General features: G+C 72.4%; 9 protein-coding genes and 3 pseudogenes. 8 read left to right on the top strand and 4 right to left on the bottom strand.

The window, feature by feature from the left end:
• Positions 1–26: 26 nt before the first annotated feature.
• The gene (locus JHW41_RS03390; protein ID WP_250449034.1) at positions 27–7,913 is read left to right on the top strand and encodes an autotransporter outer membrane beta-barrel domain-containing protein; all 7,887 of its coding nucleotides are present in this window, start codon (positions 27–29) and stop codon (positions 7,911–7,913) included.
• 80 nt (positions 7,914–7,993) lie between these two features.
• On the opposite strand, the pseudogene JHW41_RS26280 reads toward JHW41_RS03390, so the two are convergent.
• Positions 7,994–8,134, bottom strand: a pseudogene (locus JHW41_RS26280) (DUF6053 domain-containing protein); the annotation flags it as partial.
• Between JHW41_RS26280 and JHW41_RS26285 the strand changes: the two are divergent.
• Positions 8,100–8,180, top strand: a pseudogene (locus tag JHW41_RS26285) (DUF6053 domain-containing protein); the annotation flags it as partial. The pseudogenes JHW41_RS26280 and JHW41_RS26285 sit on opposite strands and share 35 nt — an antisense overlap.
• 13 nt (positions 8,181–8,193) lie before the next feature.
• Here JHW41_RS26285 and JHW41_RS03395 read toward each other — a convergent pair.
• A complete protein-coding gene (locus JHW41_RS03395; protein ID WP_250449035.1) occupies positions 8,194–9,546 on the bottom strand; it encodes a PepSY-associated TM helix domain-containing protein in 1,353 nt (450 codons plus the stop codon).
• Positions 9,543–11,789, bottom strand: a complete 2,247-nt coding sequence (locus JHW41_RS03400; RefSeq protein WP_250449036.1) for a TonB-dependent receptor — start codon at positions 11,787–11,789, stop codon at positions 9,543–9,545. Before JHW41_RS03400 ends, JHW41_RS03395 begins: the two co-directional genes overlap by 4 nt.
• A 329-nt stretch (positions 11,790–12,118) precedes the next feature.
• Here JHW41_RS03400 and JHW41_RS03405 point away from each other — a divergent pair, with 329 nt between their 5' ends.
• The 3 genes and pseudogenes from JHW41_RS03405 to JHW41_RS03410 all read left to right on the top strand — a co-directional run bounded on the left by JHW41_RS03405 (position 12,119) and on the right by JHW41_RS03410 (position 14,012).
• Complete coding sequence (locus JHW41_RS03405; RefSeq protein WP_250449037.1) at positions 12,119–12,520, top strand: DUF3224 domain-containing protein; 402 nt, start codon at positions 12,119–12,121, stop codon at positions 12,518–12,520.
• A 32-nt stretch (positions 12,521–12,552) separates the two neighbouring features.
• Positions 12,553–12,624, top strand: a pseudogene (locus tag JHW41_RS26290) (hypothetical protein); the annotation flags it as partial.
• Between the two features lie 323 nt (positions 12,625–12,947).
• Entirely contained in the window at positions 12,948–14,012 is a 1,065-nt protein-coding gene (locus JHW41_RS03410) for a lipid A deacylase LpxR family protein (RefSeq protein ID WP_057949163.1), read from the top strand.
• Positions 14,013–14,146: 134 nt separating this feature from the next.
• Here JHW41_RS03410 and JHW41_RS03415 read toward each other — a convergent pair whose 3' ends face one another.
• Complete coding sequence (locus JHW41_RS03415; protein ID WP_250449038.1) at positions 14,147–15,337, bottom strand: DUF418 domain-containing protein; 1,191 nt, start codon at positions 15,335–15,337, stop codon at positions 14,147–14,149.
• A 127-nt stretch (positions 15,338–15,464) separates the two neighbouring features.
• On the opposite strand from JHW41_RS03415, the gene JHW41_RS03420 reads away from it, so the two are divergent.
• From JHW41_RS03420 to JHW41_RS03430, 3 genes are all read left to right on the top strand, one after another.
• Positions 15,465–16,985, top strand: coding sequence for a HAMP domain-containing sensor histidine kinase (locus tag JHW41_RS03420; protein ID WP_057949161.1), 1,521 nt, complete (start codon positions 15,465–15,467; stop codon positions 16,983–16,985).
• Entirely contained in the window at positions 16,982–17,641 is a 660-nt protein-coding gene (locus JHW41_RS03425; protein ID WP_057949160.1) for a response regulator, read from the top strand. The genes JHW41_RS03420 and JHW41_RS03425 overlap by 4 nt, the downstream gene beginning before the upstream one ends.
• A gap of 343 nt (positions 17,642–17,984) precedes the next feature.
• Positions 17,985–21,122 carry a S8 family serine peptidase gene (locus JHW41_RS03430; RefSeq protein WP_250449039.1) on the top strand — a complete coding sequence of 1,046 codons (3,138 nt, stop codon included), beginning with the start codon at positions 17,985–17,987 and terminating at the stop codon, positions 21,120–21,122.
• The last annotated feature ends 68 nt before the right edge of the window (positions 21,123–21,190 follow it).

Raw genomic sequence — 21,190 nt, forward strand, 5'->3', positions numbered from 1 at the left:
AGCTCGGAATAAACGGAGGATCGGTCATGTCCGCTCGCGCGCAACGTCGTCTTCGCTTCCATCCGCTCAGCCTCGGCGTCGCCCAGGCGATCCCGCTGTTGCTGGTCCTGCAGTTCTACAGCGGCAGCGCCGCCGCGGCGTGCACGCCGGCGGTGCCGACCGATGGCGCCACGGTCAGCTGCACCGGCGTGCCGATCCTGCTGCCGCCGAATCCGAATTCGTTCCTGAGCAACGCCAACAACCTCAACGCGACCGTGCAGAGCGGCGCGATCATGAGCACGTTGCCGGGCGGCGCCGCGATGACCTTCGGCGGCAACGGCCTGAACCTCACCAACCTCGGCGCGATCGACGCCAACGCCTTCGGTTCGCTGGTGCTGGCGCGCGGGCTGATGGTCGGCAATACCGTCGTGCCCGCAGCCGGCAACGTCGTGATCGACAACCAGGGTCTGATCGAAGGCACCTTCGACGGCACCTTCGGCCTCGGCGGTTCGGCGATGGTGGTGGCCAACACCGGCACCACCACGATCACCAACTCCGGCACCATCGGCATGAGCGCGCTGGGCCTGTTCGATCCGATCAACTCGATCGCGGTCGGCATCTACGGCGGCGGCAACGTCAACTTCACCAACACCGGCACCATCACCGGGCGGGTCGCGTTCTCCAGCCCGACCGCCGGCGGCAACACCTTCGTCAACGTCGGCACCATCAACGGCAGCGTCTCGCTCGGCACCACGCTGAGCAACGACACCTTCGTCGCGGTGACCGGTTCGAGCGTCAACGGCGGCCTGGTGCCGCTGCCGGGCGTGACGATCCCGACGCTGTCGATCCCGCCGAGCTTCCTGACCTACGCCGCCGGCGGCACGGTCGACGCCGGCATCGGCGGCAGCGACACCCTGGTGCTGCAGAACACCGCCGCCGGACCGGGCTCGGGCAACGGCGGCGCCGGCACGATCTCGGCGCTGCAGTACCTCAACTTCGAGAACCTGACCCTCAACAGCGGCACCTGGACCCTGCAGGGCGCGGTGGTCAGCGGCAGCGCCACGCTCAACGGCGGCACCGCGATCTTCGACAACGCGCTGTCGTTCGGCACCGGCACGCTGACCGGCAACGGCGGCGCGATCCAGGCTGCGGTCGGCGGCCTGACCCTGGGCCAGAACGTCAACCTCACCGGCGGGCTGATCGTACAGGGCGGCAACAACCTCACCCTCGGCGGCACCGTCAGCGGCGCCGGCGGGCTGATCAAGAACGGCGCCGGCACGCTGACCCTGGCCGGCAACAACAACTTCAACGGCGGCCTCGCCCTCAACGGCGGCGGCCTGACCCTGGGCACGGCCAACTCGCTCGGCACCGGCCTGTTCCTGGTCGGCGGCCCGGCCCAGCTCAATACCGCGTTCACCGGCACGCTCACCAACCAGGTGCAGCTCAACGGCGCGCTGACCCTCAACGGCGCCGGCACCCTGACCCTGGGCGGCAACATCAACGGCGCCGGTTCGCTGACCCTGGCCAGCGGCAATCTCGCCCTGACCGGAGCCAACAACTACACCGGCGGCACCATCCTGCAAGCAGGCTCGCTGCATCTGGGCAACAGCGGCGCGATCGGCGCCGGCGCGCTCACCGTCAACGGCGCCGTCAGCCTCACCGGCGCGGCCGGAGTCGCGCTGGGCAACAACGTCGTCCTCAACAACACCTTGAACTTCGGCGCCGGCGGCGGCGCGCTGACCCTCAACGGCACCATCAGCGGCGCCGGCGGGATCAGCATGGCCGGCGTGCCGGGGCTGACGCTCAACGGCGCCAACAATTTCGCCGGCGGCTTCAACCTCGGCGGCGGCGCGCTGACCGTCGGCAACAATCTCGCCCTGGGCACCGGCGCGGTCACCGTCAGCGGCGCCGGCTCGCTGGCGTCCAACGCCGGGGTCGGCCTGGCCAACAACTTCAACCTCAATGCCGGCCTGTCGATCGGCGGCGCCAGCAACCTCGCCCTCAACGGCACCATCAACGGGCTCGGCGGGCTGACCAAGAACGGCGCCGGCAACCTCACCCTCGGCGGCGCCAACAACTTCGCCGGCGGGTTCAACCTGCTCGGCGGCGGCCTGACCGTCGGCACCAACACTTCGCTCGGGCTCGGCGCGCTGACCGTCAACGGCGCGGCCACGCTCAACGCCAACGCCGGGGTGAACCTCGGCAACGCGGTGGTGCTCAACGCCGGGCTCGGCATCGGCGGCGGCAACAACATCGCCCTGGGCGGGATCGTCAGCGGCGGCGGCGGGCTCAGCTACAACGGCACCGGCACGCTCGCGCTCAACGGCGCCAACAACTTCGGCGGCGGGGTCAACCTCGCCGGCGGCACGCTCAGCGTCGGCAACAATCTCGCGCTCGGCCTCGGCGGGCTCAACGTCGCCGGCAACGCCAACCTCAACGCCGGCGTGCCGGGCATCAACCTGGGCAACGGCGTCACCCTCGGCGCGGGCGCGACGCTGGGCCTGGGCGGCGCCAATTCGCTCGGGCTCGGCGGCGCCATCGGGGGCGGCGGCGGTTTGTCGATCAACGGCGCCGGCACCTTCACCCTCGGCGGCGCGAACACGTTCGGCGGCGGCGTGAACCTCGCCGCGGGCAACCTGTTGCTGGGTACCGACACCTCGCTCGGCGCCGGCGCGCTCAACGTCGGCGGCAACGCCTCGCTGGCCAGCACCGGCGCGGCCTTGAACCTGGGCAACGCGATCAACCTCGGCAGCGGCGTGGGGCTTACCGTCGGCGGCGCGGCGAATCTCAGCCTCGGCGGCGGCATCAACGGCGGCGGTTCGCTGGTCAAGACCGGCGCCGGCACCCTGGCCTTGAACGGCGTCAACGGTTTCACCGGCGGCGTGAGCCTGCAGTCCGGCACGTTGTCGCTCGGCAACGCTTCGGCGCTGGGCATCGGCGCGCTGTCGGTGGACGGCGCGGCCTCGCTCAACGCCGGCGCGGCGATGAACCTGGGCAACGCGATCAACCTCAACGCCGGGCTGAGCCTCGGCGGCGGCGTCGACCTGGGCTTGAACGGCGCCATCGGCGGCAGCGGCGGGCTGAGCTTCAACGGCCCGGCGACGCTGAGCTTGAACGGCAACAACAACTTCGGCGGCGGCCTCGCGCTGGGCGGCGGTTCGCTCAGCGTCGGCAGCAACACCGCGCTGGGCACCGGCGCGCTCAACGTCGGCGGCAGCGCCAGCCTCAGCGCGGGCCTGCCCGGCGTCGCGCTAGGCAACGCGGTCAATCTCGGCGCCGGCGCCACCCTCGGCATCGGCGGCGGCAACAGCCTGAGCCTGGGCGGCACCATCGGCGGCGCCGGCGGCCTGGCGATGAACGGCGGCGGCACCCTGACCCTCGGCGGCGCCAACAACTTCGGCGGCGGCGTCGCGCTCAACGCCGGCACGCTCGGCGTCGGCAACAACCTCGCGCTCGGCACCGGCGCGCTCAACGTCGGCGCGAACGCGGCGCTGACCGCGACCGCGCCGGGCATCGCGCTGGGCAATGCGGTCAACCTCGGTACCGGCGCCACGCTCGCCATCGGCGGCGGCAACGACCTGGCGCTCGGCGGCACGATCGGCGGCGGCGGCGGGCTCGGCTTCAACGGCACCGGCACGCTCGCGCTCAACGGCGCCAACACCTTCGGCGGCGGCGTCGCGCTCGGCGGCGGCACGCTCAGCGTCGGCAACAATCTGGCGCTCGGCAGCGGCACGCTCAGCGTCGGCGCCAGCGCCGGGCTCACCGCGGGCGCGCCCGGCATCGCGCTGGGCAACAACATCGATCTCGGCGCGGGCGCGGTGCTCGGGCTTACCGGCGCCAACGCGCTCAACCTCGGCGGCGACATCGGCGGCGGCGGTGGTTTGTCGATCAACGGCGCCGGCGATTTCACCCTGACCGGCAACAACAGCTTCGGCGGCGGCGTCGCGCTCGGTGCCGGCAACCTGCTGCTCGGCGGCAGCGCCTCGCTCGGCACCGGCACGCTCGCGGTCACCGGCAACGCCAGCCTCGCCAGCACCGGCGCGGCGCTGAACCTCGGCAATGCGGTCAACCTCGGTGCCGGCGCGGCGCTCAGCCTCGGCGGTGCGGCCGACCTGACCCTGGGCGGCGCCATCGACGGCGGCGGCGCGCTGATCAAGACCGGCGCCGGCGCCTTGACCCTCAACGGCAACAACAGCTTCGGCGGCGGCCTGAACCTGCAGGCCGGCACGCTCAACGTCGGCAGCGACACCGCGCTGGGCACCGGCACGCTCGGCGTCAACGGCGCGGCGACGCTCAACGCCGGCGCGGCCGCGAACCTGGGCAACGCCATCGACCTCAACGCCGCGCTCGCCATCGGCGGCGGCGCCAACCTCGGCTTGAACGGCGCCATCGGCGGCAGCGGCGGGATCAGCTTCAACGGCCCCTCGACCCTGACCCTGGGCGGCGCCAACAGCTTCGGCGGCGGCGTCGCGCTCGGCGGCGGCACCCTCGGCGTCGGCACCAGCACCGCGCTCGGCACCGGCGCGCTCAACGTCGGCGGCAGCGCCAACCTCAGCGCCAGCGCGGCCGGGGTGAACCTGGGCAACGCGGTCAACCTGGGCGCCGGCGTCGTGCTCGGCGTCACCGGCGGCAACGACCTCGCGCTGGGCGGCAGCATCGGCGGCAGCGGCGGGCTGGCGATGAACGGCAGCGGCGCCTTGAACCTCGGCGGCGCCAACAATTTCGGCGGCGGCGTCGCGCTCAACGCCGGTTCGCTCGGCGTCGGCAGCAACACCGCGCTGGGCACCGGCGCGCTCAACGTCGGCGGCAGCGCCGGCCTCAGCGCGATCGCGCCGGGCATCGCGCTCGGCAACGCCGTCACCCTCGGCGCCGGCGCGCAGCTCGGCATCGGCGGCGGCAACGACCTGAGCCTGGGCGGGGTCATCGACGGCGCCGGCAGCCTCGGCTTCAACGGCAGCGGCACGCTCGCGCTGAGCGCAGCCAACACCTTCGCCGGCGGGGTGAACCTCAACGCCGGCACGCTGAGCCTGGGCAACAACGCCGCGCTCGGCACCGGCGCGCTCAACATCGGCGGCAACGCCGCGCTGACCTCGGCGCTGCCGGGGCTCGCGCTGGCCAACGCGGTCAATCTCGCCGCCGGCAGCGCGTTGAACTTGAACGGCAACAACAGCCTGGACTTCAACGGCACCGTGTCCGGCAGCGGCACCCTGGTCAAGAACGGCAGCGGCGCGCTCGGCCTCAACGGGCAGGTGGTGGGCTTCAGCGGCGGACTGTCGATCCAGGGCGGCACGCTCAACGTCGCCAACGCGATCACCGCGGGCCTGGCGTCGGCCGCCGGCACCACCGCCAACTTCAGCGGCGGCGCGGACGCGCTGACCGTGACCGGCGCGGTCGCCGGCGCGGTCAACCTCGGCGCCGGCAACGATTCGCTGACCTCCAGCCTGGCCAACCTCGCCGGCCTCACCGGCGCGATCAACGCCGGCGCCGGCAGCGATACGTTCGCGGTCAACGGCAGCGGCGACGGCGTCCTGCCGGCGGCGGGCCTGAGCGGGTTCGAGAATCTCTCGCTCGCGCCCGGCGGCACCCTGGTGTTGCCCGGCGGCGCCAGCGGCGCGTTCGCCGATTCCAGCATCGGCGGCACTCTGGTGCTCGACGGCAACCTCGGCGGCAACGCCTCGGTCGCCGCGGGCGGCGCCTTGATCGGCGATGGCGCGCTGGCCGGCGCGTTGACGCTCGGCGGCACGCTCGCGCCGTCGGGCCTCGCCGGCGCCAGCGGCGCGGCCGCGGGCACCGGCGCGGTCGGCGCGTCGCTGAACGTCGCCAGCCTGACGGTCAATCCCGGCGCGACTTTGCAAGTGCGCCAGAACGGCGGCGGCGCCACCGACAGCGTCGTGGTCGCCGGCAACGCGGCGATCAACGGCGGCCAGGTGGTGGCGATCCCGCAGGCCGGCAGCTACGCGCCGGTCACCGACTACCGCATCCTCGACGCGTCCTCGCTCAGCGGCGCCTTCACCGGCGTCAGCCAGACAGCGCTGCCGTTCCTCGACGCGGCCTTGTTCGTGCAGGGCAACGACGTGTTCCTGCGCTTGAGCGAACACGACGCCGGCGGCACCGGCATCCGCTTCAACCAGTTCCCCGGGTTGAGCGCCAACCAGCAGGCCGTGGCCAACGCCCTGCAGGCCATCGCCGACCGCAACAGCGGCCAGTTGCCGACCTTGATCGCCGCCGCGCGCGGCCTCAGCGCGGCGCAGGCGCCGCGCGCGTTCGACACCCTCAACGGCGAAACCTACGCCTCCATCGCCAGCGCCCAGCGCTACAACGCCGAGCAACTGCAGCGCAGCGTGGCGCGCCAGCTGGACCTGGCGCGCGACAACGGCGTCGACGAGGAAAGCACGCTGGGCACGTTGTGGGCCACCGCCTACGGCGGCCGCGCCGAGTTCGACGGCGAGCGCCTGGCCGGCATCGACAACACCGTCGGCGGCCTGGCGATCGGCCTGGAAGGCTCGCCCGGCGCTCATTTCCGCTTCGGCGGGCATATCGGCATGGCCCATTCGAAGATGGAAACCGACCGCCGCGACGACAAGGTCGACGGCGACCTGTTCAACGTCGGCATCCACTGGCTGTACGCGCCCGGCGCGTTCTGGACCCAGGGCGCGGCCGGCTACAGCTACGGCAGTTTCGACGCCGAGCGCGAGATCGCGGTGGGCGTGTACAACCGCCGCACCCAGGCGCACTTCAGCAACGACGGCGCGTACGCGATGCTCGAAGCCGGCTGGCGCTGGGACGGCGCCAGCGTGCGCATCGAGCCGTTGCTGGGCGTGTACTACAACAAGGTCGAGTCGGTGAGCTTCCGCGAGCGCGGCGCCGGCGACGCCGACCTGCTGGTGTCGGTGGCCAGCTACGACACCACCACCGCCGGCGTCGGCGTGCGCTTCTCCGGCGCGCCCGGCAACGGCGCGCGCAAGTGGAGCCCGACCGCGGACATCCGTTACCTGCACGACCTGCAGGACGACCGCCCGTACGCGCGCAACGCCTTCGCCGGCGCCAGCGTGCCGGGTTTCGCCACCACCGGTTTCGCCGCCGAGCGCAATCGCTGGAACGTGGGCCTGGGCCTGCAGTACCGGATGGGACCGGCGAGCAGCGGTTTCCTGGAATATCGCGGCGACCTCGGCAGCGACGATCGCGCGCATTCGCTCAACCTCGGCTTGCGTTTGGGCTGGGGCGCGACGCCGGCGATGGCGGCGGCGCGCGCGGCGCCGATGGCGACGCCGACGGCGGCCGGGTGGGCGGCGCAGGGCGCGTCCGCGCCGGGCGCCGCGGCGGCGGGTTCGAGTTCGGGTTCGAGTGCGTCGACGAAGGCGGCGAGCGCGGCGAGCGCGGCGGGTGCGGCTGCAGCGGGTGCGGCCGCTGCAGCCGATCCGGCGGCGGCTTCGGCGCCGGGCGCCGGTTCGGGCTCGGGTTCGACGCGCGGCGCGGCCGCCGTGGCGGGCGCGGCGCTGGCGGCCGGGTCGGCGACGGCCGGCTCCAATGCAGCAGGCTCCAATACGGCCGGCTCCAATGCGGCGAGCACGAACGCCGCGTCCGCGACGCCGTCGGATCCTTCGCGCGCCGGCGCCCTGGCCGCGGCCGGCGGCGGCGCAGCGGCCACGGCCGCGGATGCGAAGGTTGGTAGTGGCAGCGCCGGTTTCGGCCAGTGCAAGCTGCGTCCGGCGGCGAAGGCCGCGCCGGCGCGCCCGCTCGCCAAGGCCAAGCACGGCGGCGCGCGCCCGATCTCCAAGAGCAAGCGTGTCGCCTCGCGCGGCACCGGCAGCAAGGCCAAGCCGCGTCGTCCGGCGACGCGGCTGGCCGCCGCGACACCGCGATCCGTCCCTCCGTCGGGCGCGGTGACCCAGCCGACGACCTGGTGCGACGAGGCTTCGGCCCGTACGCCGTAAGCACGGGCCGGAAGCATCAGCGCCGCCGGACGGGTGGCGCTACCGGCTCCGGTGCGCTGGACCGGGGCCGGTAGTCGCTTTTATCGCCATGCGCGGACGAAGCATCGGCAGGGGACGACATCGCCGCGCGAGCGGCGATGTCGTTTTGTGGCGGATCTCATCGCTTCTGCCCAAGCCAGCGCTGTTGTGGGAGGGCCTTCAGGCCCGATGCCCCGCGCCGCGGTCGCCGCGATCCGAAACCCGAGCCCCAGGTCCGAAGCCCATCCCACACCCACGCGGCTCAATGCACGAACGCCGCCCAGCGCGGCACCCGCGCGATCAGCAGGCGATCCAGCGCATACACCAGCAACAGCGACGCGCCCAGCAGCGGAAACGCGATCCCGCAACCGAGCGCGATCCACGCCACCGTGCGCAGCCGCGCCGGCGCGGGCGCCGGCGGTGCGCCGAGGCGGCCGCGCGGCCGCCGTCGCCACCACATCCATGCGCCGCTCGCGCTCAACACGACGATGCCGATGCACGGCAGCAGCATGAGCAGCTGGTTGGCGCGGCCGAAGTAACGGCCCATGTGCAGTTGCACGCCGAGTTCCACCGCCTGCGCGCCCAGGCCGTAGTCGGCGAAGCCGGTGTCGCCGGCCACCGCGCCGCTGTAGCGATCCACGTGCACGGTACGCTGCCCTTGCGGCCGGTCGGGATAGACCACCGCGGTGTAGACGCCGTCCGCGCCGCGCGGCAGCGACAACCGGTAGTCGCCGCGCAGCCCGTTCGCGGCCAGCGTGCGGGCGACCGCGTCGATGCCGACGTCGCGCGCCCCGCCGTGGTGGCCGCGATGCTGCGCGTGCGAGGCCGGCAGCGGCGCGTCGCGCAACGTCCACGGCGCATCGGCGACCGCCGCGCCTACGCGCGGCGCTGGCGCGGCATGGTGGCGATGTTCGGCCGGATAGCCCCATCCCAGCGGCTGCAAACCGGCGCGCAGCAACTCGCCCCACACCCCGGCCCAGGGTAGGCCGGTCAACACCAGGAACACGATCAGCGCCGCGGTCCAGGCGCCGACGCTGGCATGCAGGCTGCGCCAGAACGCGCGGCCGCGCGCGCGCCAGCGCGGCCACAGCGCGTCGCGCCATCCGCGTCCGCGCGGCCACCACAGGTAGGCGCCGGTGGCGACCAGCAGCAGGGCCCAGCACGCGGCCAGTTCCACCAGCGCGTCGCCGAACCGGCCGAGCATCAGCGAGCCGTGCATGGTGTCGGCGAAACCCACCAGGGTGCGGGTGTAGACGAAGGCGCCGTGCACGCGCGCGCTGCCGGGATCGACGAACACGCGCAGCGGTTCGCCCTGCGCGGGCGTCACGAACACCTGCGCGGTGCGGCGCGGATCGGACGGCAGGTCGATGCGGGCGACGGCGCCCGGGTAGGCCGCGCGCGCCGCGTCGATCAGCTGCGACAGCGGCAGGTCGGCGCGCCGTTGCGGCGCGAAGCGCAGCGGCGCGTGCAGCGCGTCTTCGATCTCGTCGTGGAACAGATACACCGCGCCGGTCAGCGCCAGCATCAGCAACAGCGGCATGACCAGCAGGCCGGCATAGAAATGCCAGCGCCACACGCTGCGGTAGAACCCGCGCTGGCGCGCCGTCGCGCTCATCGGAACGCGCGGGTGTAGGTCAGTTCGACGCTGCGCGGCGCGCCCAGGTAGACCTGGCGCGCGCTGTAGCCGGACCAGTCGGCGTAGAACGCGTCGGCGAGGTTGCGCACGCGCAGGGTGTAACGGCCGCTGGCGCCGTTCCAGTCCACCGCCGCGTCGGCGACGGTATGCGCGCGCACCCGGAACTGGTTGGCGTTGTCGGTGTAGAAATCGCCGACGTGGCGCAGGCCGAGATGAAAGCTCAGCGGCAGGCCGTCGAGGCGATACCAGGCATCGACGCTGGCGGTGCGTTCGGGCACGTTCGACGGGCGGTTGCCGCTGCGGTCGGCGCCGCCGGCCTCGCGCAGGCGGTCGAAGCGCGAGGACAGCAGCGCGGCGCTGGCGTCGATGCGCAGGCGCGGCGCGGCCTGCGCGCTCAGCGACAATTCCACGCCCTGCGCGGACTGGCGCCCGTCCTGCACGCTGATCTGCGGCTGCAGCGGGTCGCGGGTGAGGATGTCGTCCTGGCGCAGTTTGTAGGCGGCCGCGGTCAGGCGCAGGCGCTGGTCGAACAGTTCGCTGCGCAGGCCGACTTCCAACGATTCGCCGTGGCTGAGGTCGAACGCGTTGTTGCGCTGGTTGATGGTCAGGAACGAACTGACCGGCAGCACCGCGCTGCTGTACTGGGCGTAGAGCTGGGTCCGCGGGCGCAGTTCGAACACGCTGCCCAGGCGCCACGACGTCGGCGAGAACTCGCGGCCGAAGCCGCTGCGCAGGCCGCTGTCGAGATCGAGGTTGCGGCGCCGCAGTTCGATCCGCTCATGGCGCAGACCGGCCACCAGCAGCCAGCGTTCGGTGAGGTTGAGCGCGTCCTCGGCGAACACCGCGGCGACTTTCGCCCGGGTGCTGAAATCGTTGCGGCCGTCGCCGTAGTCGAGCGGGTTGTCGGGCGGCAGCGCGCCGCGTTCGTGCGCCAGCAGATCGACCGAGCCGGCGTTGCCGAAGCGGCGCAGGTTGAAGAAGTCGGTGTCGCTGTATTCGAAACCGGCCGCGAACAGGTGACGGCGGCCGCCCACGCGGCCCTCGTGGCGCAGGCTCAGGCGCTGGTTCCACACCCGCTGCTCGTGGTGGATGCGCGCGGCGCTGCGCTGCAGCCGGCCGCTGGCGGCGTCGTAAGCGAAGTCTTCGCTGTTGTCCCAGCGCCGGCGCGCATCGTAGACGCTGGCCTCGTTGCTGAGGTTCCAGGCGTCGTTCAAGCGATAGTCCAGGCGCGTGCGCAGCCACCACGAGCGCGAATCCATGCGGCCGTCGCGGACGTTGTAGTTGCGGTCGCGCGCGGCCTTGTCCACCACCAGCCCCAGCGCGTTGTCGACCAGCGCGCTGGGATCGGCGGCGACCTCGGCCGGCACCAGCGGCGCGCCGAAGTAGGCGGTGTCGAAGTCGTCGCGCTGGTAGTCCAGCGCCGCGCGCAGGCTCAGGCGCGGGTCGGGCTGCCACAGCAGCGAGCCGCCGAAGGCCTGCGCCTGCGAGGCGGTGTCGTCGATGTAGCCGTCGCTGCGGTTGGCGCTGAGCACGCCGCGCACCGCCACGGTGTCGCTCAGCGGCGCGTTGCGGTCCAGGCCGAGGCGGGCGCTGCCGTGGCTGCCGTAGCCGAGCAGCAGCTCGCCGCCGCGCTCGTCCAACTGCGCGCTCTTGGGGACGAAATTGATCGCGCCGGCGAGCACGCCTTCGCCGTACAGCACCGACGCGGGGCCCTTGAGCACTTCCACCCGCTCGAACTGGAAGCTGTCCCAGTTGCGCGCGGAAAACCCCGAACTGGTCAGGCGCACGCCATCGAACAGGTACGACACCGCGCCGGACGCGAAACCGCGCATCGAGGCGACGCCGGGCTGGCCGGGCAGGTTGCCGGCCATCACCCCGGGCATGGCGCGCAGGATTTCGACGCTGTCGCGCAGGCCGCGCGCCTGGATCGCTTCGGCGTCGAGCAGGTCGAGGGTGGCCGGAATCTCGGCCGGATCCAGGCCGAGCCGGCTGGCGCTGGCGACCGACGCGGCGCGCGCGTCGCGGCGTTCGGCCTGCACCCGCACGGCGTCGAGGTCCACGGCTTGGTCGGAACCGGCGCGGACGCTGTGCGTTGGTTCGGCGTCGGCCGGCCGCGAACCGATCGGTTCGGCGTGCGCGTCCGGCGCCGGCAGCGCGGCGGCCGCGAGCGCGAGCGCCGCGGCGCGCAAGAACGATGAAGAAGACAGGCGATGGGTCGGCATGGCGAGGCGCGGGACGGCTCGGGCGCGGCGTCGGCGGCGCGCGGGAGGAGGGGAGGGCGGCGCGCGCCGCCGGCGCGTCGCAGCGCGAGGAACGGGAAGCGGGGCAGCGCGGGACGCAGCAGGCGCCGCGTTGCGGCCGCCGCAGATGCTAGGCGAGCGGCCGCGCCGGCGGCTGCGGCAAGTTGCCGCACTGCGCCCGGCGGGCGCGCAAGTGCGGCGCAACCGGCGCGGCGCGAATCGGATTAGCATGCGCGGTCGCTGTCACTGTCCGTGCAGCTCATCCCGGGCCGCGCTGCCGTGGCGCCGCCGCTATTTCGGAAGCCGCCGCCATGCCGCAGGTCGAAGGTCCGTTCCAGGTCAAGTTGAGCCCGCAGCCGCTGCACGCGGCCGCCGAGGGCATGTTCGGGCGGATGGCGCTGGACAAGCGCTTCGAGGGCGCGCTCCAGGCCGACAGCCGCGGCGAGATGCTGGCGGCGACGACCGCGGTGCCGGGCTCGGCCGGCTACGTTGCGCTGGAGAAAGTGGACGGCGCGCTCGACGGCCGTCGCGGCAGCTTCCTGCTGCTGCACAGCGGACTGATGAATCGCGGTCAGGCCGAGCTGACGATCGTGGTGGTGCCCGATTCGGGCAGCGGCGAACTGGAAGGCTTGAGCGGGCGGATGAAGATCGATATCCGCGAGGGCGGGGCGCACTTCTATCGGTTCGAGTATGCGTTGCCCGGGGTGGAGTGAGCGCGGCGGGCTGAGCGAAGAGCGTCGGGCCTGAAGGCCCTCCCACGACAGCCGGCTGCTTTCACGGCCTGCCGTTTTTCCTCGACAGCTCGGTTCTCCCATAGCGACCTGATTCCCCCGCAGCAGCCCGACCCTCGTGCTTCTGTGGGAGGGCCTTCAGGCCCGACGCTCTCCTGTCCGGTCGCGACGCGTCCGCACCCACCAGCCCCATGCGGCAAAGACGCCGCCGCCCTTCTCAAGCACCATCGGCGGGACGAACCGTCGCGGCCGCGCCAGCGCCGCCGCGCGCGATCCGTGAGACTTTGTGCGCCTTGCCCCGCCAGCCGGCCGCGCCACCCGATGCGCCGCCGTCGCCACGGTCGCGGCGCTCCCGCCGCACTCACCTGCCCGCCGCGCCTGACGCGGCGGCGCCTGCCTGTGATCGCCCATGCGTAGCCAAGCTTTGCTGCTGTCCCTGCTGTTCGCCGGCACCGCCCTGCACGCCGGCGCCGCCGCCGCGCAAGGCCGCGAGGCCTGCACCAACGGCCACACCCGGCTGCCGCCCACGGTCAACCTGCGCCTGGACAACGACCTGTTCGGCGGCCAGGACCAGGGTTACAGCAACGGCATCCAGCTGACCCTGGTGTCGCCGAACCTCGCCGACTACACCGACGATCCCTGCATCCCGCGCCTGGCGCGCTGGATCAACCGCCGCCTCGACGCGCTGCAGCCGCCGCAGGGCTACGAGCAGCGCAACATGATCGCGACCTTCTCCCAGGGCATCTTCACCCCCACCGATTACAGCCGCCGCGACCTGATCCGCGACGACCGGCCCTACGCCGGCGCGCTGCTCGTCGGGCTCGGCTACAACGCGCGCACCGGCGATTACCTGCGCACCACCCAGTTGCAGGTCGGCATCGTCGGCCCGTCGGCGCTGGGCAAGCAGGTGCAGAACGCGGTGCATCGCGCGCTCGGCGACGAAACCTTCCAGGGCTGGGACAACCAACTGCACGACGAGCCGGTGTTCCGCATCGTGCACGAGCGCATGCGCCGGTTCGCGCCGAAGGACGCGCACGAGCGGCGTTGGGGCTGGGACGCGATCGGCCACTACGGCGGCAGCTTCGGCAATTTGGCCACCTACGCCAATGCCGGCATGGAAGTGCGCTTCGGCCTGCGCCTGCCCGACGATTTCGGCAGCACACCGCTGCGCCCCGCCGGCGAGAACACCGCGCCGACCGAGCACTACAACACCGGCGACCGGCCGTTCGCCGCGCACCTGTTCCTGACCAGCGACGCGCGCTGGGTGCTGCGCGACATCACCCTGGACGGCAACACCTTCCGCGCCAGCCACAGCGTCGACAAGCGCCCGTTCGTGGCCGAAGTGGGCTACGGCGTGGCGTTGATGCGCGGACGCTGGAAGTTCGCGCTGGCGCGTTACCACAGCACGCGCGAATTCGAAGGGCAGAAGCAGACGCCGGTGTTCGGCAGCTTCACCGTGAGCCGGGCGTTCTGAGGGTTCGGTCCCGGCCGACAGGAAGGCGTCGGGCCTGAAGGCCCTCCCACAAGAGCGAGACGGGCCTGCTTTTGTGGGAGGGCCTTCAGGCCCGATGCCCTTGTATCCTCCGCGGTTGCGCTCCAACGCATCCGTCAATACGCCGTCTTGCCCATCCGCGGCCACGCGCCGATGGTCGCCGCCCGCAGCAGCCACTCCACCGGCCCGTAAGCGAAGCGGCGCAGCCACGCGCGGCTCAGCCACAGCTGCGCGGCGAACAGCGCCAGCACGATCGCCAGCGTCGCCGCCGGCGATACCCGGCCCATCCAGCCCAGGCCGTAGCCGGTGAACAGCAGCGCCATCGCCGCCGATTGCAGCAGGTAGTTCGACAAGGCCATGCGTCCGGCCGGCGCCAGCCGGTCGGCGATGCGCGCGCCGCCGCCGGCGAACCACGGCAGCGCCAGCGCGGCGTAGGCCAGGCTCAGCAGCGGCGCGGTCAGCAGGCTCAGCGCCAGTACCCACAGCTGCACCGGCTCTGACGCCGGCCACGCTTCGATCGTGCCGAGCGCGAGCGCGGCGGGCAGGCCGACGGCGAAGCCGACGCGGCGCAGGCGCCGCAGCAGCGGACGGTAGTCGTCCAGGCGCGCGGCGAGCGTGCGGCGGCCGGCGGCGAGGCCGTACAGGAACATCGCCAGCGCGCATGGCGCCTGCAACGCCAACAGGATCGGCCAGGCGCTCGTGAGTGCGTCCGCGCGCGCGGCGAGCACGCCGGCGGGCGCGCCGGTGAAGCCGCGCAGCACGGCCTGCGCCTGCGCGGCCGCATCGGCGGCTGGCGCGGGCTGCAGCCACGCCAAGACGCCCAGCGCGGCCCAGGCCAGCGCCGTTGCGACGATCAACCCGTGCGCGATGCGCAACTGCGCGGTTTCGCCGGCGCGGCTCAAGCCCAGCAGCAGCGCGCCCATCAACGCGTAGGTGGTGAGGATGTCTCCGTGGAACAGCAGCGCCGCGTGCAGCGCGCCGATCAGCCACAGCCCCAGCAGGCGCCGGCCCATGCGCGGCGCGAACGCCTGCCCGGCGCGTGCGGCGGCGGCTTGTTGCAGGCTGAAGCTGTAGCCGAACAGGAACGAGAACAGCAGGTAGAATTTCATCTCGAACAAGGTCGCGACCAGCGCCAGCGCGATGCGGTCGAGCGGCGCGGAAAACGCCGGGTCGGGTACGCCCAGTCCCCACCACGGCGAGGCGAACACGCCGACGTTGACCAGCGCGATGCCGAGCAGGGCGAGGCCGCGCAGGGCGTCGAGGTGTTCGATGCGCGCGGCGCGTACAGCGGAAACAGGAGGGTGCATGCGCGGGCCGCGATCGGAGACGGGCGCATGGTGCGGCGCGCGCCAGGGCCCGGCATCGGGCCTGGGGCGGGCCGGATCCCGGACGTTTGGCGGATCAAATGCACGCGGAACCTGGAATACTAGCGATATGGACGAAACCGCCGCACGCCCGACCCCGGCCGCACGTGCGCCGACGCGGCGCTGGTGGAGCGGGCTGTTCTGGAAATGCCTGCTGTCGATGCTGACCGCGTGCTGGATCAGCACCATCTTGTTGTCGCTGCTGGGCGTGTACCTGTTGCGGCGGGAACTGCGCGACGACATGGCGCCGCCGGCGCTGGAAACCTCGATGCGGCGCGAACTCGCCCAGCTCGGGCCGATGCCGGACCTGGCCGCGGTGTCGCCGGCGCAATGCCAGGCCTTGCTGCAGGGCTTGCTGGTCCGCGTGGTCGGCATGGACACCCCCAAGTGGATGTACTCGCACAGCTTCGCCGGCGGCGCCGCCGACGGCCGCATCGCGATCCGTTACCGCGATCGCGACGGCCGCGTGTGCCTGTATCCCGAGCGTCCCAGCGCGCCGCTCGCGCGCGCGCTGGAGCAGGCCGGACAGGATGTCGCCGCCGACGGCGTCGCCGCCGCGCGCACGCTCGACCGCGACGGCGACTGGGTCAGCGTCGCGGCCCTGCCGCTGGCCGGCGCGCCCGGCGCCAGCCTCGGCGTGGGCCAGCACGCTGCCGACACCACGGCCACGTTCCTGCGCATGAGCTCGGGCGAATCCGGCGACATGGTGTGGCTGGCGTTCTACCTGCTGGTGATCAGCGCGATGGCTTCGGTCGCGGTGGCGACGCTGCTGACCCGGCGCATCGGCCACGCCGAACAGGTCGCCGACTCGTGGGCCGCCGGCGGTCTCGACGCGCGCATCCACGATCGCGGCCGCGACGAATTCGGCGGCCTGGCGCACCGCTTCGACCGCATGGCCGACGCGCTCGGCGAAGTGATCCAGGTGCGCCAGCAATTGGCGGTGTCGGAGGAACGCAATCGTTTGGCGCGCGACCTGCACGACACCGCCAAGCAGCGCAGTTTCGCGCTCGGCCTGCAGTTGAGCGTGCTCGACCATTTGAACGGCCGCGACGGCGAGGCCGGGCGCGATCCGCGCCAGGGCGCGCTGATCAAGGCCGCGCTCGGCCTCACCGGGCAGTTGCAGCGCGATCTGGCCGACGTGATCCAGCGCTTCACCGCGCCGACCGTGGCCGAACAGGGCCTGCGCAAGGCGCTGGAAGACACGTTCTCGCACCTGCTCGGCGGCAGCGGCATCGAGTGGCGGCTGCTGCTGGACGGCGTCGCCGAGCGCGGCGTCGGCGCGCATCACCAGCACGCCGGCCAGCTGCTGCTGATCGCCACCGAGGCCGCGTCCAACAGCCTGCGCCACAGCGGCGCGCGCCGGATCGAAGTGGTGCTCAACAGCGCCGACGAACGCTACGGCTGGACCATCCAGGACGACGGCTGCGGTTTCGCCGTCAACGAACATGAAAGCACCGGCATGGGCCTGGGCAACATGCGCATGCGCGCGCGGACCCTGCCCGGCGGGCGTTTCCGCATCGCCAGTTCCGCCAGCGGCACGGTGGTGACCGTGTCCTTCACTCTGCCCGCGCCGCAAGGAGAATCCGCATGAGCACCTCGGTCCTGCTGGTCGACGACCACGAAGTGGTGCGCAAGGGCATCCGCAGCCTGTTGGCGCTGACCGACGATTTCGAGGTGGTCGGCGAGGCCGCCGGCGGCGCCGAGGCGATCGAGCGCGCGCGCGACCTGGCGCCGGACCTGATCGTGATCGACCTGATGATGCCCGACGTCGACGGCGTCGAGGCGATCCGCGCGATCAAGAAGCTCAGCCCGCGCAGCGCGATCGCGGTGCTGACCTCGACCGACCAGGACGATCTCGCCTTCGCCGCGATCGAGGCCGGCGCGCAGTCGCTGCTGTTCAAGAGCATGCTCGGCGACGAGTTGCTGACGACGCTGCGGCGCATCGCCGGCGGCGAGGCGGTGATCCATCCCTTCGTCGCCCAACGCATCCTCAAGGCGGTGCGGCGCAAGCGCGAACCGCGCGAGGACCCGTTCGCCAGCCTGACCGAGCGCGAGCTCGACGTGCTGCGCAAGCTCGCCGAAGGCGGCAGCAACGCGCGCATCGCCGCCGCGCTCAACATCGGCGAGAAGACGGTCAAGTCGCACCTGGGCAACGTGCTGGCCAAGCTGCACCTGGCCGACCGCACCGAGGCGGTGGCCTTCGCCTGGCGGCGCGGGCTGATGTCGGGCGAACGCGACGACGACTGAGCCGCGCGGCGGCTCGCTCCTGCAGGCGCGGCGCACGCCGCGACCGCGAAACCGCGCGTGCGTCGCAGGCGGAGGCCGCGATCGCGCCGTGCGCGCATGCGCCTGAAAACGCCGCGAACCTAAGCGCGCTCGCCATTTCATGTGTCTTTGGTCATATCCACATGCGCGGAAATGTGGGTAGGGTGGCAGCGTTAAAACCGCGTTAGTGTTGTTAGAGGCCGCCCTAGCGGCCCGTTCTCGTCTGCGATGCCATCAGCGCATCCGCCATTGACCAATGGCGTCCGCAAGGACGTCTTCTACATGACAGGGGTTCATCAAGAAGATGCAAGGCTCCAATCGCGCAATGACGCGCAAGCACGTTTTTCCGTCGCACCGCTCCCTTTCCCGCTCCCTGCTGTGCCTGGCCATCGCCGGCGGCCTGCTGGCCGGCGCCGGTTCCGCCGCGGCGCAAAGCGCCAACGGCCAGACCGGCGATCCCGACAGCTGGCATAGCGAAGAATTCGACGCCGACTGGGGCCTGAGCGCGATCAACGCCCAGTACGCCTACGCCCGCGGCCTGACCGGCAAGGGCGTGCGCCTGGGCGTGTACGACAGCGGCACCGCGCTGGCGCATCCGGAATTCGCCGGCAAGGACAACCGCGCGGTGATCATGGCCGAGCAGCTCGAAGACGGCAGCTTCTGCAGCAACACCAGCGTGCTGACCGGCCCCGGCGCCTGCTTCTACAGCCGCGGCGACGAGGGCCAGATCTCGTACACCGGCTTCAACGCCAACGTGCCGGAGAACATCCGCCGCATCATCATGTCCGGCCCGTACGTGCAGCCGGGCTGGGAGTTCAACACCCACGGCACCCACGTCGGCGGCACCATCGCCGCCAACCGCGACGGCAACGGCACCCACGGCGTGGCCTTCGGCTCCGACCTCAGCGTCGCCAAGTGGTCGTTTAACGCCGTGCAGGAATGGCAGCGCACCGCCACCGGCTACAGCGTGGTGCGCATCCCGCGCCCGAGCGCCGACGACGCGACCATCGCCCGCATGTACGCCGACATGAATTCGCAGGGCGTGCGCGCGCTCAACCACAGCTGGGGCCTGGCGACCGAGCCGGAAACCCTGGAAGACCTCGACGGCTATCTGTTCGAGCCGGAGAACGAGGCCTACTTCAACGTGTTCGGCGACGCCTCGCGCGCCAAGGGCATGCTGCAGGTCTGGGCCGCCGGCAACCACAACGAGGTCGTCACCCCCGAGACCGCGCCGCAGGCCGGCCTGTACGCGAGCCTGCCGCGCGCGTTCAAGGACCTGGAGCAGTACTGGCTGACCGTGGTCAGCGTGAACCAGGAACTGACCCTCAGCGATTTCTCGATGCGCTGCGCGCAGGCCGCCAACTGGTGCGTGGCCGCGCCGGGCTCGGACATCGCCTCGACCTACCTCGGCGGCGAAGGCTCGCTGCAGGGCGGGCTGGTGCGCAACCCGGACGGCTCGCAGTCGTTCAATATCACCGCCGGCACGCCGACCTACGAGTACGGCCTGCTCAGCGGCACCTCGATGGCGACACCGCACGTCACCGGCGCGCTCGGCCTGCTGTTCGAACGCTTCCCGTACATGACCGGCGCGCAGGTGCGCGACGTGCTGCTGACCACCGCCACCGACCTCGGCGCGGCCGGCGTGGACGAGGTCTACGGCTGGGGCCTGATCGATCTGAAGAAGGCCATCGACGGCCCGGGCCAGATCCGCGTCGACACCGACGTGATCGTCGACCGCCTCGCCGGCGGCGCCAAGGTCTGGGAAGGCAAGGCCTGGGACGACTGGCGCAACGACATCGGCGGCACCGGCGTGCTGACCAAGTCCGGCATCGGCTGGCTGCGCCTGAGCGGCGACAACAGCTTCGGCGGCCTGCACGTGCGCGAAGGCGTGCTGGAACTGACCGGCGACAACGTCTACGCCGCGCAGGTCGACGGCGGCACCCTGGTGGTCAACGGCACCCTCACCACCGCGCAGCTGCCGGTGCGCGCCGGCGCGGGCCTCGGCGGCAGCGGCCGCATCGTCGGCGACGTGCGCGTGGAAGGCGCGGTTTCGCCGGGCAATTCGATCGGCACCCTGACCGTGCAGGGCGACTACGCCCAGGCGGCCGGTTCGACCTATGTCGCCGAGCTGTCCGCCGGCGGCCAGTCCGACCGCATCGACGTGACCGGCAAGGCCGTGCTCGAAGGCGGCACGCTGATGGTCCTGCACGCGCCGGGCCAGTACATGCTGGGCCAGAACTTCAACCTGATCAGCGCCGCCGGCGGGATCAGCGGCCAGTTCGCCGCGCTCGACCAGACCGCGTTCTCGCCGCTGCTGAAGTTCGGCCTGAGCTACGGCGCCAATTCGGTCGGGGTGGAAGTGACCCGCGGCCTGTCGCTGGCCGGCGCGGGCACCACGCCGAACCAGATCGCCGCCGGCGCCGCGGCCGACCGCCTCGGCGTGGGCCAGGGCATTCCGCAGCCGCTGACCCAGCTGTTCCCCGCGCAGGCCATCGCCGCGCTGGACACCCTCAGCGGCGAAGGCCACGCCAGCCTGCGTTCGATCGCCATCGACGACGCCCGCCACGTTCGCGACGCCGCGCTGGCGCGCGCGCGCAGCGGCCGCGCCGAGTTCGCCGCCGACGGCGAGGGCGCCTCGCAGGGCGCCTGGGCGCAGGTGCTGAAGTCCGGCGGCACCCTGTCGGGCGACGGCAACGCCGCGCGCAACGAGTACAGCGGCTCGGCCACCCTGGTCGGCTACGACTACCGTTTCGCCAACGGCTGGCGCATCGGCGCGCTCGGCGGCAGCGCCCGCACCGACAACGACAGCGAGCGCCAGGACAAGGGCCGGATCAAGAGCACCCAACTCGGCGTCTACGCCGGCCAGAACTGGGGCCGCATCGCCCTCAGCGCCGGCTACACGCACGCGCGCCAGGACCTGACCCTGGACCGCCGCATCGGCTTCAACGGCTTCGCCGACCGCACCCGCGCGTCGTACGACGGCCGCACCCAGCAGGCCTTCGTCGAAGGCGGCTACCGCTTCGGCAACGAACGCTGGGGCCTGGAGCCGTACCTGCAGGTCGCCAAGCTGCGGGCCAAGACCGACGCGTTCCAGGAAACCGGCGGCGCGGCCGCGCTGAGCGGCGCCAGCGCCGAGAGCGAAGTCGACCTGGCCACCCTGGGCGTGCGCTTCAACGTCGACCTCAAGGGTTCGCAGCAGGACGAGAGCTGGCTGAGCCTGCGCGGCGGCCTCGGCCGTCGCCACGCCAGCGGCGACCTGACCCCGGTCACCCAGGTCGCCTGGCGCGGCGGCAGCGCGTTCGCCGTCGCCGGCGCTCCGCTGGCCGACGACTCGACCCTGGTCGAAGCCGGCGTGGCCGCGCGCCTGAGCGCCAACGGCCTGCTGGAGTTGAACTACAGCGGCCAGTTCGCCAACGAAGGCAACGACCACGGCTTCAACGCGCGTTACTCGCTGCGGTTCTGAGCGATCGCATCCGGCGACGGATGCACGAAGCCGCGACGGCGTTGCCGTCGCGGCTTTTTTTGTGCAAG

Source organism: Lysobacter enzymogenes, assembly GCF_023617245.1.
Taxonomy (GTDB): Bacteria; Pseudomonadota; Gammaproteobacteria; order Xanthomonadales; family Xanthomonadaceae; genus Lysobacter; species Lysobacter yananisis.

Excerpts from the sequence above, each read along its gene's own strand:
- JHW41_RS03390 (WP_250449034.1), top strand. The coding sequence starts at position 27 with ATGTCCGCTCGCGCGCAACGTCGTCTTCGCTTCCATCCGCTCAGCCTC.
- JHW41_RS03395 (WP_250449035.1), bottom strand. The coding sequence starts at position 9,546 with ATGAGCGCGACGGCGCGCCAGCGCGGGTTCTACCGCAGCGTGTGGCGC.
- JHW41_RS03400 (WP_250449036.1), bottom strand. The coding sequence starts at position 11,789 with ATGCCGACCCATCGCCTGTCTTCTTCATCGTTCTTGCGCGCCGCGGCG.
- JHW41_RS03405 (WP_250449037.1), top strand. The coding sequence starts at position 12,119 with ATGCCGCAGGTCGAAGGTCCGTTCCAGGTCAAGTTGAGCCCGCAGCCG.
- JHW41_RS03410 (WP_057949163.1), top strand. The coding sequence starts at position 12,948 with ATGCGTAGCCAAGCTTTGCTGCTGTCCCTGCTGTTCGCCGGCACCGCC.
- JHW41_RS03415 (WP_250449038.1), bottom strand. The coding sequence starts at position 15,337 with ATGCACCCTCCTGTTTCCGCTGTACGCGCCGCGCGCATCGAACACCTC.
- JHW41_RS03420 (WP_057949161.1), top strand. The coding sequence starts at position 15,465 with ATGGACGAAACCGCCGCACGCCCGACCCCGGCCGCACGTGCGCCGACG.
- JHW41_RS03425 (WP_057949160.1), top strand. The coding sequence starts at position 16,982 with ATGAGCACCTCGGTCCTGCTGGTCGACGACCACGAAGTGGTGCGCAAG.
- JHW41_RS03430 (WP_250449039.1), top strand. The coding sequence starts at position 17,985 with ATGACGCGCAAGCACGTTTTTCCGTCGCACCGCTCCCTTTCCCGCTCC.